Annotated in this window: 7 protein-coding genes; all 7 read left to right on the top strand. The window is 49.8% G+C overall.

Features of this window, described 5'->3' with window-relative positions:
* Nucleotides 1-30: 30 nt before the first annotated feature.
* A complete protein-coding gene (locus QF06_RS14335) occupies nucleotides 31-627 on the top strand; it encodes a sulfite oxidase-like oxidoreductase (protein ID WP_003228739.1) in 597 nt (198 codons plus the stop codon).
* A 213-nt stretch (nucleotides 628-840) separates the two neighbouring features.
* The gene (besA, locus tag QF06_RS14330) at nucleotides 841-1,710 is read left to right on the top strand and encodes a ferri-bacillibactin esterase BesA (protein WP_041850574.1); all 870 of its coding nucleotides are present in this window, start codon (nucleotides 841-843) and stop codon (nucleotides 1,708-1,710) included.
* A 192-nt stretch (nucleotides 1,711-1,902) separates the two neighbouring features.
* Nucleotides 1,903-2,688 carry a 2,3-dihydro-2,3-dihydroxybenzoate dehydrogenase gene (locus QF06_RS14325; RefSeq protein WP_041850621.1) on the top strand — a complete coding sequence of 262 codons (786 nt, stop codon included), beginning with the start codon at nucleotides 1,903-1,905 and terminating at the stop codon, nucleotides 2,686-2,688.
* A gap of 25 nt (nucleotides 2,689-2,713) precedes the next feature.
* Nucleotides 2,714-3,910: an isochorismate synthase DhbC gene (gene dhbC, locus QF06_RS14320; RefSeq protein ID WP_041850575.1), complete on the top strand. Its 1,197-nt coding sequence runs from the start codon at nucleotides 2,714-2,716 to the stop codon at nucleotides 3,908-3,910.
* A 28-nt stretch (nucleotides 3,911-3,938) separates the two neighbouring features.
* Nucleotides 3,939-5,558, top strand: a complete 1,620-nt coding sequence (locus QF06_RS14315; protein ID WP_043940187.1) for a (2,3-dihydroxybenzoyl)adenylate synthase — start codon at nucleotides 3,939-3,941, stop codon at nucleotides 5,556-5,558.
* 27 nt (nucleotides 5,559-5,585) lie between these two features.
* Entirely contained in the window at nucleotides 5,586-6,524 is a 939-nt protein-coding gene (locus QF06_RS14310; RefSeq protein WP_041850577.1) for an isochorismatase, read from the top strand.
* 19 nt (nucleotides 6,525-6,543) lie between these two features.
* A complete protein-coding gene (dhbF, locus tag QF06_RS14305) occupies nucleotides 6,544-13,680 on the top strand; it encodes a non-ribosomal peptide synthetase DhbF (RefSeq protein WP_041850578.1) in 7,137 nt (2,378 codons plus the stop codon).
* Nucleotides 13,681-13,693 lie beyond the last annotated feature (13 nt).

Genomic DNA, 13,693 nt, shown 5'->3' with positions numbered 1-13,693 from the left:
TTAAATTAGGTTAACAAAAAGGAGGCCCATATGTATTTCGGAAAAACAAGACAGTCCGATCAATCTGGAAGAGTGCCGCCAAATCAAAACGTCACCACTTCATTTCCTGTGCTTCATACCGGAGATGTCCCATATTACGAAGATATGACGAAATGGAATCTTCAAGTATACGGTTTGGTTGACCATCCGATGCTGCTAAGCTTTGAAGATGTCAAAGCCTTTCCACGGTATGAATCGAAAAATGACATTCATTGTGTCACGGGATGGTCAAGGCTTGATAATGTGTGGCAAGGCGTGCGGGCTTGTGATATAGCGGAAAAAGCGGGTGTAAAAGAAGAAGCGGGCTACGTCATTTTACATGCTGAAGAGGGCTGGACGACCAATCTGCCGCTTGATGATTTCTTAGCGGAAACTTCCCTTCTGGCTTATGCGCATAATGGCGAACCTTTAACCCCTGAACACGGCTTTCCGCTGCGGGGTGTATTTCCGCATCTGTATTTTTGGAAAAGCGCCAAGTGGCTGCGCGGCATCCAATTTACGAAAGAAAATCACCCTGGCTTTTGGGAGCGGAATGGCTATCACATGAGAGGCGACCCTTGGCAAAATCAAAGGTTTACATGGGATTAAGGTTCTATTTCAAATAGGACAATCCGCATCTTTATTGGGTTTTTACTTCCATATTGATAGTCTGCAGGTACCTTATTTGATCAAGGTGCCTTTTTTATTCGGGAAAAAGTTGACTTTCTTTGGAAGAAAACCTATTATTTGAGGTGTCTAGTTGATAGTGAAAATCATTATCATACATTGCGGTTTAGTTTAAAGAGAGGAATGTCGTACTGCATGAAAGAGCAAACAATAGACCGGACAAATGGCGGGACATCAAACGTATTTACGATTCCTGGTACGGAAGTGCGTATGATGTCTTCACGCAATGAAAACCGTACCTATCACATTTTTATCTCGAAACCTAGTACGCCGCCGCCACCCGCTGGTTATCCTGTGATTTATCTGCTGGATGCCAATTCTGTCTTCGGAACGATGACGGAAGCCGTTCGAATACAGGGACGCCGACCCGAAAAAACCGGGGTGATCCCTGCAGTGATCGTCGGCATTGGCTATGAGACAGCGGAGCCGTTCTCTTCAGCACGCCACCGGGATTTTACAATGCCAACAGCCCAATCGAAGCTGCCGGAAAGGCCCGACGGCAGAGAATGGCCGGAGCATGGCGGAGCGGAGGGCTTTTTCAGATTTATTGAAGAGGATTTAAAACCGGAGATAGAACGAGATTACCAGATTGATAAAAAAAGACAAACAATCTTTGGCCATTCGCTCGGAGGGCTTTTCGTGCTGCAGGTGTTGCTAACAAAGCCCGATGCGTTTCAAACGTATATCGCGGGAAGTCCGTCCATTCATTGGAATAAACCATTTATTCTCGAGAAAGCGGACCATTTCGCCTCCCTCACCAAGAAAAACAATCAGCCTATCAATATCCTGCTTGCCGCAGGGGAATTGGAGCAGCATCATAAAAGCCGGATGAACGACAATGCGAGGGAGCTTTATAAGCGGCTGGCCGTTTTATCTGAACAAGGCATACGGGCAGAATTTTGCGAGTTTTCAGGAGAAGGACATATTTCAGTTCTTCCTGTTTTGGTCAGCCGGGCGCTGCGTTTTGCGCTTCACCCTGACGGACCGCATCTATCAATGGGCTGAGACATACTCAGCCTTGCCTTTAAAAAGATATTTGTCACTGAAATTATATTTGACTGTCACATGACATTTGGATATGATTATTTTTATAATTGATAATGATAATCATTATCAATGGATTGCGTTTTTCAAGGCGCAGCAGTCTTTTTCGCTGGATGTCTGTCCGGCATTGGAGCGAAGAAAGGAATTGATGATATGAATGCAAAGGGTTTAGAGGGAAAAATTGCTTTTATAACAGGGGCTGCCCAAGGAATAGGCGAAGCTGTTGCGCGGACGCTTGCCAGTCAAGGCGCACATATTGCGGCAGTTGATTATAATCCTGAAAAGCTGGAAAAGGTTGTGAGCAGCCTCAAAGCAGAAGGCCGCCATGCAGAAGCTTTTCCTGCGGATGTGAGAGACAGCGCGGCGATTGACGAGATCACGGCGCGCATCGAACGTGAAATGGGGCCGATTGATATTTTAGTGAATGTAGCGGGTGTCCTTCGCCCGGGACTGATCCATTCGCTTAGCGATGAGGAATGGGAGGCGACGTTCTCAGTGAATTCGACTGGCGTATTTAACGCCTCGCGTTCAGTCAGCAAATATATGATGGACCGAAGATCGGGTTCGATTGTAACAGTCGGATCGAATGCTGCCGGTGTACCAAGAACATCTATGGCGGCATATGCGTCTTCAAAGGCTGCGGCTGTGATGTTTACGAAATGCCTTGGCCTTGAGCTTGCAGAATACAATATTCGCTGCAACATTGTATCTCCCGGATCAACGGAAACAGACATGCAGTGGTCATTATGGGCCGACGAGAATGGAGCGGAGCAAGTCATAAAAGGATCACTTGAGACATTTAAAACAGGGATTCCGCTCAAAAAACTAGCCAAGCCTTCGGATATTGCGGATGCGGTGCTCTTTTTGGTTTCTGGCCAGGCAGGGCATATTACGATGCATAATTTATGCGTAGATGGCGGCGCGACCTTAGGCGTGTAACTGAATTTAAAGGAGGTTCATGAGAATGTTGGATCAAAACGTTATAACAGAAACAAAAGCGGAGCATTTGCTTCATGAATATCAGCCGGGCGCCTTTTTCTTAGCGTCTCCTCATCGTGTACTGTTAGCGAAAGGCATATGTGAAATCGTACCGGAGGCAGACGGGCAAAACCAAATGGAAACCCTTTCTGGCCGAATTGCAGAGGCGTTACGTCAGGCAAAACAATCAGGGCAAAGCCGGCCGCTTGTTGTCGGGGCCGTTCCTTTTGATCAAGTAAAAGCAGCGCGGCTCGTTGTACCTGAAGAAGTGCGCTGGTCAGGACCGCTTCAATTTGATCATGAGGAAAAGGAACAGCAGGCTGGGCATACATACCACATAAAGCCTGTTCCTGAACCTGAGGATTATAAAAATGGTGTTGAACAAGGGCTGACACGCATTGCCGATGGAACACTCAGCAAAATCGTCCTGTCCAGATCGCTGCATTTGACATCGCCTGAACCGATTCAGACGGATGAATTGCTTCGCCATCTGGCTCAGCATAACTCGCATGGCTACACGTTTGCCGCAGACGTGTCCAGTCAGGAGGAAACGTCTCCCCGCCGAACATTGCTCGGAGCAAGTCCGGAGCTTCTCGTTTCAAGGATGGGAACACAGGTCGTTTCCAACCCATTAGCCGGCTCAAGGCCGCGCAGTAATGATCCTGTTGAAGACCAGCGCCGGGCAGCTGAATTGCTTTCTTCCGCAAAGGATCTTCATGAGCACGCGGTTGTCGCTGACGCGGTTGCGGCAGCGCTGAGACCTTTCTGCCGGACGCTGGAGGTTCCGGAGAAGCCTTCACTGATCAAAACGGAAACGATGTGGCACCTGTCCAGCGTGATTAAGGGAGAGCTTTCCGACCCGTCTGTAACCGCACTTGAATTGGCGGCGGCTCTCCACCCGACGCCAGCAGTCTGCGGAACACCGACTGATCTTGCAAGAGAAGCGATTCACAGCATTGAACCATTTGACCGCGGTTTCTTTACCGGCATGGTCGGATGGTGTGACGATGCCGGTGACGGAGAATGGATCGTGACCATCCGTTGTGCAGAAGCAGAAGAACGCTCACTCCGCCTGTATGCTGGAGCTGGTGTTGTGGCCGGTTCAAAGCCCGAGGACGAGCTTCAGGAGACGTCCGCAAAGTTTCGGACAATGCTGCGGGCAATGGGCGTGGATCACATATGAACAGAATGAATTGCTGGAGGGATGCAACATGCTGAAAGGATTTACTCCTTGGCCTGATGAGTTAGCTGAGACCTATCGAAAGAATGGCTGCTGGGCCGGCGAGACGTTTGGAGATTTGTTAAGAGACCGGGCAGCCAAATATGGCGACCGCATTGCGATTACATGCGGGAACACCCATTGGAGCTATCAAGAGCTTGACACAAGGGTTGATCGTTTGGCTGCCGGATTTCAGAAGCTCGGCATTCAACAGATGGATCGTGTCGTGGTGCAGCTGCCAAATATCAAAGAGTTTTTTGAAGTTATTTTCGCGCTATTCCGTCTGGGGGCGCTTCCAGTCTTCGCACTGCCTTCTCATCGAAGCAGTGAAATTACATATTTTTGCGAGTTTGCTGAAGCGGCTGCATATATCATTCCCGACGCTTATTCCGGTTTTGACTACCGTACGCTTGCCAGACAAGTTCAAAGCAAGCTGCCGACTTTGAAACACGTCATTGTCGCAGGTGAGGCAGAGGAATTTTTGCCGCTGGAGGATTTGCATACAGAACCTGTAAAACTGCCTGAAGTCAAATCTTCGGATGTGGCGTTCCTCCAGCTTTCTGGCGGGAGCACCGGGCTATCGAAACTGATTCCGAGGACCCACGATGACTACATATACAGCCTGAAGCGGAGTGTGGAGGTCTGCTGGCTCGACCACAGCACGGTGTACTTGGCCGCGCTGCCGATGGCACACAATTATCCGCTGAGCTCACCTGGCGTTCTCGGCGTATTATACGCTGGAGGAAGAGTGGTATTATCTCCTTCTCCAAGTCCAGATGACGCATTTCCTTTAATTGAACGGGAAAAGGTCACGATAACCGCTCTTGTTCCGCCTCTTGCGATGGTATGGATGGATGCGGCATCCTCACGCCGTGATGATTTATCCAGCCTTCAAGTGCTGCAGGTCGGCGGTGCCAAGTTTAGTGCTGAAGCCGCGCGCAGGGTAAAAGCTGTTTTCGGCTGCACGCTGCAGCAGGTGTTCGGAATGGCAGAGGGTCTCGTCAATTATACGAGATTGGATGATCCTGAGGAGATCATTGTCAACACCCAAGGAAAACCGATGTCTCCATATGATGAAGTGCGTGTTTGGGATGATCATGATCGCGACGTAAAACCTGGTGAAACAGGCCATCTGCTGACGCGGGGACCGTATACAATTCGCGGTTACTATAAGGCAGAAGAGCATAACGCCGCTTCATTTACTGAGGACGGTTTTTACCGTACGGGTGATATCGTCAGGCTGACACGAGACGGTTATATTGTCGTTGAAGGCCGGGCGAAGGATCAAATTAACCGTGGAGGAGAAAAGGTTGCGGCTGAAGAGGTAGAAAATCATCTGCTGGCGCATCCGGCTGTCCATGATGCAGCAATGGTCTCCATGCCTGATCAATTTCTTGGCGAAAGATCTTGTGTGTTCATTATTCCCCGGGATGAAGCCCCAAAAGCCGCAGAGCTTAAAGCATTTTTGAGAGAGCGCGGACTGGCGGCATATAAAATCCCTGACCGAGTTGAATTTGTCGAATCCTTTCCGCAGACAGGGGTAGGAAAGGTAAGCAAAAAGGCTCTTCGTGAAGCCATTTCCGAGAAACTTCTTGCAGGGTCAAAAAAATAAATCAACAATTTGAGAGGAAGTGTTCATATGGCTATACCTGCCATTCAGCCGTATCAAATGCCGACAGCGTCTGATATGCCGCAAAACAAAGTCTCATGGGTGCCTGATCCAAATCGGGCGGTCCTATTAATACACGATATGCAAAACTATTTTGTCGATGCTTTCACAGCGGGAGCGTCTCCGGTAACAGAGCTTTCAGCGAATATACGAAAGCTGAAGAATCAATGTGTTCATTTTGGGATTCCTGTTGTCTATACCGCACAGCCGGGAAGCCAAAATCCGGATGACCGTGCGCTGCTGACAGACTTTTGGGGCCCGGGATTAAACAGCGGTCCTTATGAGGAGAAAATTATAACCGAGCTGGCACCGGAGGATGATGATCTTGTGCTGACAAAATGGAGATACAGCGCGTTTAAGAGAACGAATCTGCTTGAAATGATGCGCAAAGAGGGACGCGATCAGCTGATCATTACAGGAATTTACGCCCATATCGGCTGTCTTGTTACAGCATGTGAAGCATTTATGGAGGATATTAAAGCCTTTTTTGTGGGAGATGCAGTTGCTGATTTTTCATTAGAAAAACATCAAATGGCGCTGGACTATGCGGCTGGACGCTGTGCGTTTACCGTGATGACTGACAGTCTTCTTGATCAGCTGCAGAATGCGCCGGCAGACGTTCAAAAAACGTCAGCAAACACTGGCAAAAAGAATGTGTTTACATGTGAGAATATCCGTAAACAAATTGCTGAGCTTCTACAAGAAACATCGGAAGACATCACAGATCAAGAGGATTTGCTCGATCGTGGTCTTGATTCGGTAAGGATCATGACATTGGTGGAACAATGGCGCCGTGAAGGGGCAGAGGTGACTTTCGTGGAATTGGCTGAACGCCCAACGATCGAAGAATGGCAAAAATTGCTCACAACCCGCAGCCAGCAAGTGCTGCCAAACGCGGATTATTTATAAAAGGAGGGTAAACAAACGGATGCCTGATACAAAAGATCTTCAATATTCTTTGACCGGGGCGCAAACTGGCATATGGTTTGCTCAGCAGCTTGATCCGGACAATCCAATCTACAATACAGCGGAATATATAGAAATCAATGGACCAATCAATATTGCTCTTTTTGAAGAAGCTTTGCGGCACGTGACCAAGGAAGCGGAATCGCTGCATGTCCGCTTCGGTGAAAATATGGACGGGCCTTGGCAGATGATAAACCCGTCTCCGGATGTACAGCTGCACGTCATTGACGTCAGCTCTGAGCCTGATCCGGAAAAAACAGCATTAAACTGGATGAAAGCTGATTTAGCAAAGCCGGTTGATTTAGGGTATGACCCTTTGTTCAATGAAGCTCTGTTTATTGCCGGGCCTGATCGTTTCTTTTGGTATCAGCGCATTCACCATATAGCGATCGACGGCTTCGGTTTTTCCCTGATAGCCCAGCGTGTGGCAAGTACATATACTGCGCTTATAAAAGGACAAACAGCTAAAAGCCGTTCCTTTGGGTCTCTCAAGGCCATTTTGGAGGAGGATACAGATTATCGCGGATCAGAGCAGTATGAGATGGATCGTCAATTCTGGCTGGACCGTTTTGCAGATGCACCTGAAGTTGTGAGCTTGGCTGATCGGGCGCCAAGAACATCTAACAGTTTTCTTCGTCATACTGCATATCTGCCTCCGTCTGATGTAAAAGCGTTAAAAGAAGCGTCGCGCTATTTCTCAGGAAGCTGGCATGAAGTCATGATTGCGGTGTCAGCTGTTTATGTGCACCGTATGACCGGCTCTGAGGATGTTGTGCTCGGCCTGCCCATGATGGGTCGGATAGGGTCCGCGTCACTGAATGTACCGGCTATGGTGATGAACCTTCTCCCGCTCCGGCTGACGGTAAGCTCTTCGATGAGCTTTTCTGAACTGATTCAGCAAATTTCCCGGGAAATCCGCAGCATTCGGCGACATCATAAGTATCGCCATGAAGAGCTTCGGCGCGATCTGAAATTGATAGGAGAAAATCATAGATTATTTGGCCCTCAAATCAATCTTATGCCGTTTGATTACGGTCTCGACTTTGCCGGCGCCCGGGGCACAACGCATAATCTTTCAGCCGGTCCTGTTGATGATCTATCAATCAATGTATATGACAGAACAGACGGCAGCGGGCTGCGAATTGATGTTGATGCGAATCCCGAGGTATACAGTGAGTCTGATATTAAGCTTCATCAGCAGCGTATCCTGCAGCTGCTGCAAACGGCTTCTGCCGGAGAGGACATGCTGATTGGGCAAATGGAGCTTCTGTTGCCAGAGGAGAAAGAAAAAGTCATTTCTAAATGGAATGAGACAGCAAAATCCGAGAAGCTGGTCAGCCTTCAGGACATGTTCGAAAAGCAGGCAGTTCTTACGCCAGAACGTATCGCTCTCATGTGTGATGACATTCAAGTCAACTATCGAAAGCTCAATGAAGAGGCAAACCGCCTCGCGCGTCTGTTGATCGAAAAAGGGATTGGTCCGGAGCAGTTTGTCGCTTTGGCGCTGCCGCGTTCCCCTGAGATGGTGGCCTCAATGCTTGGTGTGCTCAAGACTGGTGCGGCGTATCTCCCCCTTGATCCGGAGTTTCCAGCCGACCGCATTTCTTACATGCTGGAGGATGCGAAACCTTCATGCATCATAACGACTGAGGAAATAGCAGCCAGTCTGCCTGATAACCTGGCTGTACCGGAGCTTGTGCTTGATCAGGCTGTTACACAGGAGATTATAAAACGCTATTCGCCGGAAAATCCGGATGTATCGGTTTCTCTTGACCATCCCGCGTATATCATCTATACCTCAGGATCAACAGGAAGACCGAAGGGAGTCGTTGTGACACAGAAAAGCTTAAGCAATTTTCTGCTGTCCATGCAGGAGGCATTTTCTCTAGGAGAAGAAGACAGGCTGTTGGCTGTGACGACTGTCGCTTTTGATATTTCAGCATTGGAGTTATATCTTCCGCTGATTAGCGGAGCGCAAATTGTGATCGCAAAGAAAGAAACGATCCGTGAGCCGCAGGCATTAGCTCAAATGATTGAAAATTTCGATATTAACATCATGCAGGCGACACCGACACTGTGGCACGCTTTGGTAACGAGTGAACCTGAGAAACTTCGGGGGCTTAGAGTGCTTGTAGGAGGCGAGGCGCTGCCGAGCGGTCTTTTGCAGGCGCTTCAAGACCTTCATTGTTCAGTCACGAACTTATACGGTCCCACTGAAACAACGATTTGGTCTGCAGCAGCTTTTCTTGAAGAAGGGCTGCAGGGCGTTCCTCCGATTGGGAAACCGATTTGGAACACGCAGGTGTATGTGCTTGATAATGGATTGCAGCCGGTGCCGCCGGGCGTTGTCGGAGAGCTTTATATTGCAGGCACCGGCTTGGCCAGAGGTTATTTCCATCGCCCTGATTTAACGGCGGAGCGCTTCGTTGCAGATCCATACGGACCGCCGGGAACTAGGATGTATCGGACCGGAGACCAGGCCCGCTGGCGTGCCGATGGGTCTTTGGATTATATCGGGCGGGCGGATCATCAAATCAAAATTCGCGGATTCCGAATTGAACTTGGAGAAATTGATGCCGTGCTTGCCAATCATCCGCACATTGAACAGGCCTCGGTTGTCGTACGGGAAGATCAGCCGGGAGACAAACGATTGGCGGCTTATGTAGTCGCTGATGGTGCTATTGATACTGCAGAGCTTCGTCGTTATATGGGGGCTAGTCTTCCTGATTATATGGTACCGGCGGCGTTTGTGGAGATGGACGAGCTGCCATTAACACCTAATGGCAAGCTTGACCGGAAAGCACTGCCGGCACCAGACTTCAGCACATCTGTCAGTGATCGGTCCCCGCGGACTCCTCAGGAAGAGATATTGTGTGACTTGTTTGCAGAGGTTCTCGGTTTGGCACGCGTCGGTATCGATGACAGTTTCTTCGAGCTTGGGGGCCATTCTCTTCTTGCAGCCCGTCTGATGAGCCGCATTCGCGAGGTAATGGGAGCCGAACTTGGTATCGCCAAGCTCTTTGACGAACCGACAGTAGCCGGACTCGCTGCCCATCTTGATTTGGCGCAGAGTGCACGTCCCGCTTTGCAGAGAGCTGAGCGGCCTGAAAAGATCCCGCTATCATTTGCCCAGCGCCGGCTATGGTTCCTGCATTGTCTGGAAGGACCGAGTCCTACTTATAATATTCCGGTTGCTGTCCGTTTGTCAGGTGAGTTGGATCAAGGATTGCTGAAAGCGGCACTTTATGACCTCGTCTGCCGTCATGAAAGCCTTCGGACGATCTTCCCTGAATCACAGGGGACATCCTATCAGCATATTTTAGATGCCGATCAAGCCCATCCTGAGTTACATGTTACTGAAATTGCTGAGAAGGAGCTTTCTGATCGGCTTGCCGAAGCTGTACGCTACAGCTTTGATCTTGCAGCTGAACCTGCTTTTCGTGCCGAGCTTTTTGTGATCGGTCCTGACGAGTACGTGCTGCTTCTTCTCGTCCATCATATTGTCGGAGACGGCTGGTCCTTAACACCGCTGACCCGAGACCTTGGGACGGCTTATGCGGCTCGCTGCCACGGACGACCTCCCGAATGGGCGCCTCTTGCTGTGCAGTATGCAGACTATGCGCTCTGGCAGCAAGAACTGCTTGGAAATGAGGATAATCCAAACAGCTTGATTGCCGGTCAGCTTGCTTTCTGGAAAGAAACCTTGAAAAACCTGCCTGATCAGCTTGAACTGCCAACCGATTATTCACGTCCGGCTGAGCCGAGTCATGATGGAGATACGATTCATTTTCGTATTGAGCCCGAGTTTCACAAGCGATTGCAGGAGCTGGCTCGCACAAATAGGGTGAGCCTGTTTATGGTGCTTCAATCCGGTCTCGCCGCTTTATTGACAAGGCTCGGGGCGGGCACCGACATTCCGATCGGCAGTCCGATCGCGGGACGGAATGATGATGCGCTGGGCGATCTTGTAGGGCTGTTTATTAATACATTGGTGCTCAGAACTGATACGTCCGGTGACCCAAGCTTTCGTGAGCTTCTAGACAGAGTACGGAAAGTGAATCTGGCCGCCTATGACAATCAGGATCTGCCGTTTGAGAGACTTGTAGAGGTGCTCAATCCGGCTCGTTCGCGTGCGACGCATCCTTTATTCCAAATCATGCTTGCGTTCCAAAACACACCGGACGCTGAACTGCATCTTCCTGATATGGAGAGCAGCCTGCGAATCAACAGTGTCGGTTCTGCCAAGTTTGATTTGACGCTGGAAATCAGTGAAGATCGCCTTGCTGACGGGACACCAAACGGGATGGAAGGACTGCTTGAATACAGCACTGATCTTTTCAAGCGGGAAACTGCTCAGGCTCTTGCTGACCGATTGATGCGCCTGTTGGAGGCTGCCGAGTCTGATCCTGACGAGCAAATCGGAAATCTGGATATTCTTGCACCAGAGGAACGCAGCAGCATGGTGACTGATTGGCAAAGTGTATCTGAAAAGATTCCGCCCGCATGTTTGCCAGAGCAATTTGAGAAGCAGGCTGCTTTACGTCCTGATGCCATTGCCGTTGTATATGAAAATCAGGAACTGAGCTATGCAGAGCTGAATGAAAGAGCAAACCGGCTTGCCCGAATGCTGATTAGTGAAGGTGTCGGGCCGGAGCAATTTGTGGCATTGGCACTGCCCCGATCGTTGGAAATGGCTGTCGGCCTATTGGCGGTGCTAAAGGCCGGGGCAGCTTATCTCCCTCTTGATCCGGATTATCCGGCTGATCGAATTGCTTTTATGCTAAAAGATGCCCAGCCTGCGTTTATCATGACGAACACTAAAGCAGCAGATCACATTCCGCCAGTTGAAAACGTGCCGAAAATCGTGCTGGATGATCCCGAGCTGGCAGAGAAACTAAACACGTACCCTGCAGAGAATCCAAAAAATAAGGACAGGACTCAGCCGCTTTCGCCTTTGAATACGGCGTATGTCATTTATACATCCGGCTCAACAGGTGTTCCAAAAGGTGTAATGATTCCTCACCAAAATGTAACACGTTTATTTGCAGCGACTGAGCACTGGTTCCGTTTCAGCTCAGACGATATCTGGACCATGTTCCATTCCTATGCGTTTGATTTTTCGGTGTGGGAGATCTGGGGTCCTCTGCTGCATGGCGGACGTCTTGTGATCGTACCTCACCACGTCAGCAGATCGCCAGAAGCGTTTTTGCGCCTGCTTGTCAAAGAGGGGGTGACTGTTCTGAACCAGACACCGTCTGCTTTCTATCAGTTTATGCAGGCGGAACGGGAACAGCCGGATCTCGGACAGGCACTCAGTCTGCGCTATGTCATTTTTGGCGGAGAAGCGCTTGAACTCAGCCGTTTAGAGGATTGGTACAACCGCCACCCTGAAAATAGACCGCAGCTTATCAATATGTATGGGATTACAGAAACGACGGTGCATGTGAGCTATATCGAATTAGACCGAAGCATGGCAGCTTTACGGGCAAACAGCTTGATCGGCTGCGGCATTCCCGATCTTGGTGTATACGTGCTGGATGAACGCCTGCAGCCGGTTCCGCCGGGTGTTGCCGGAGAGCTGTATGTATCAGGAGCGGGGTTAGCACGAGGTTATCTAGGCCGGCCTGGTTTAACATCTGAACGCTTCATAGCTGATCCGTTCGGTCCTCCAGGCACCCGGATGTACCGCACTGGGGATGTGGCCCGCCTCCGCGCTGACGGTTCTCTCGACTATGTCGGCCGTGCAGACCATCAAGTGAAAATTCGGGGATTCCGGATTGAATTGGGAGAAATTGAAGCCGCGCTTGTTCAGCATCCGCAGCTTGAAGATGCGGCAGTGATCGTTCGTGAGGATCAGCCGGGAGATAAACGGTTAGCAGCTTATGTCATCCCTTCGGAAGAAACATTTGATACGGCGGAACTGCGCAAATATGCTGCGGAGAGACTGCCGGATTACATGGTGCCTGCTGCCTTTGTGACGATGAAAGAATTGCCGCTGACACCGAATGGAAAGCTTGATCGTAAAGCACTGCCCGCTCCGGATTTCGCAGCGGCAGTGACAGGACGAGGACCGAGAACGCCGCAGGAAGAAATTCTCTGTGACCTCTTTATGGAGGTGCTTCACTTGCCGCGTGTCGGCATTGATGACCGTTTCTTTGATTTAGGCGGACATTCCTTGCTTGCTGTACAGCTCATGAGCCGCATTCGTGAAGCGCTCGGCGTTGAACTCAGCATCGGCAACTTGTTCGAAGCACCTACTGTAGCCGGGCTCGCTGAAAGACTTGAAATGGGATCAAGCCAAAGCGCTCTTGACGTTCTGCTGCCGCTCCGAACAAGCGGAGACAAGCCTCCTTTATTCTGTGTTCATCCGGCAGGGGGGCTCAGCTGGTGTTATGCCGGTTTGATGACCAATATAGGAACAGATTATCCGATCTACGGCTTGCAGGCACGGGGAATCGGGCAGCGCGAGGAGCTTCCGAAACAACTTGATGACATGGCTGCCGATTACATTAAACAAATCCGAACGGTCCAGCCAAAAGGCCCGTACCATCTGCTGGGCTGGTCCCTGGGCGGGAATGTCGTTCAAGCGATGGCTACCCAGCTGCAAAATCAAGGAGAAGAAGTATCCCTGTTGGTGATGCTGGACGCCTATCCGAACCACTTCCTTCCTATAAAAGAGGCACCGGATGATGAGGAAGCGCTTATTGCCCTTCTGGCGTTAGGCGGGTATGATCCAGACAGCTTAGGGGAAAAACCGCTAGATTTTGAAGCGGCGATTGAGATTCTTCGCCGTGACGGCAGTGCGCTTGCGAGCCTGGATGAAACGGTCATTTTAAATTTGAAGAATACGTATGTCAATTCTGTCGGCATTTTAGGTTCCTATAAGCCGAAAACCTTCCGTGGAAATGTTTTGTTTTTCAGATCAACAATCATTCCTGAATGGTTTGACCCGATTGAACCTGACTCGTGGAAGCCTTATATTAACGGACAGATTGAACAAATCGACATCGACTGCCGTCATAAAGATTTATGTCAGCCGGAACCTCTGGCTCAAATCGGCAAGGTTCTCGCTGTCAAATTGGAAGAGTTGAATAAATAAGGGAGGAGAAATA

The organism is Bacillus sp. YP1 (genome assembly GCF_000877815.1).
Taxonomy (GTDB): domain Bacteria; phylum Bacillota; class Bacilli; order Bacillales; family Bacillaceae; genus Bacillus; species Bacillus subtilis.
This window is presented reverse-complemented; position numbering and strand designations above follow the sequence as displayed.

What these genes read in the sequence shown, in the direction of transcription:
- QF06_RS14335 (WP_003228739.1), top strand. Translation starts at nt 31, where the DNA reads ATGTATTTCGGAAAAACAAGACAGTCCGATCAATCTGGAAGAGTGCCG.
- besA (WP_041850574.1), top strand. Translation starts at nt 841, where the DNA reads ATGAAAGAGCAAACAATAGACCGGACAAATGGCGGGACATCAAACGTA.
- QF06_RS14325 (WP_041850621.1), top strand. Translation starts at nt 1,903, where the DNA reads ATGAATGCAAAGGGTTTAGAGGGAAAAATTGCTTTTATAACAGGGGCT.
- dhbC (WP_041850575.1), top strand. Translation starts at nt 2,714, where the DNA reads ATGTTGGATCAAAACGTTATAACAGAAACAAAAGCGGAGCATTTGCTT.
- QF06_RS14315 (WP_043940187.1), top strand. Translation starts at nt 3,939, where the DNA reads ATGCTGAAAGGATTTACTCCTTGGCCTGATGAGTTAGCTGAGACCTAT.
- QF06_RS14310 (WP_041850577.1), top strand. Translation starts at nt 5,586, where the DNA reads ATGGCTATACCTGCCATTCAGCCGTATCAAATGCCGACAGCGTCTGAT.
- dhbF (WP_041850578.1), top strand. Translation starts at nt 6,544, where the DNA reads ATGCCTGATACAAAAGATCTTCAATATTCTTTGACCGGGGCGCAAACT.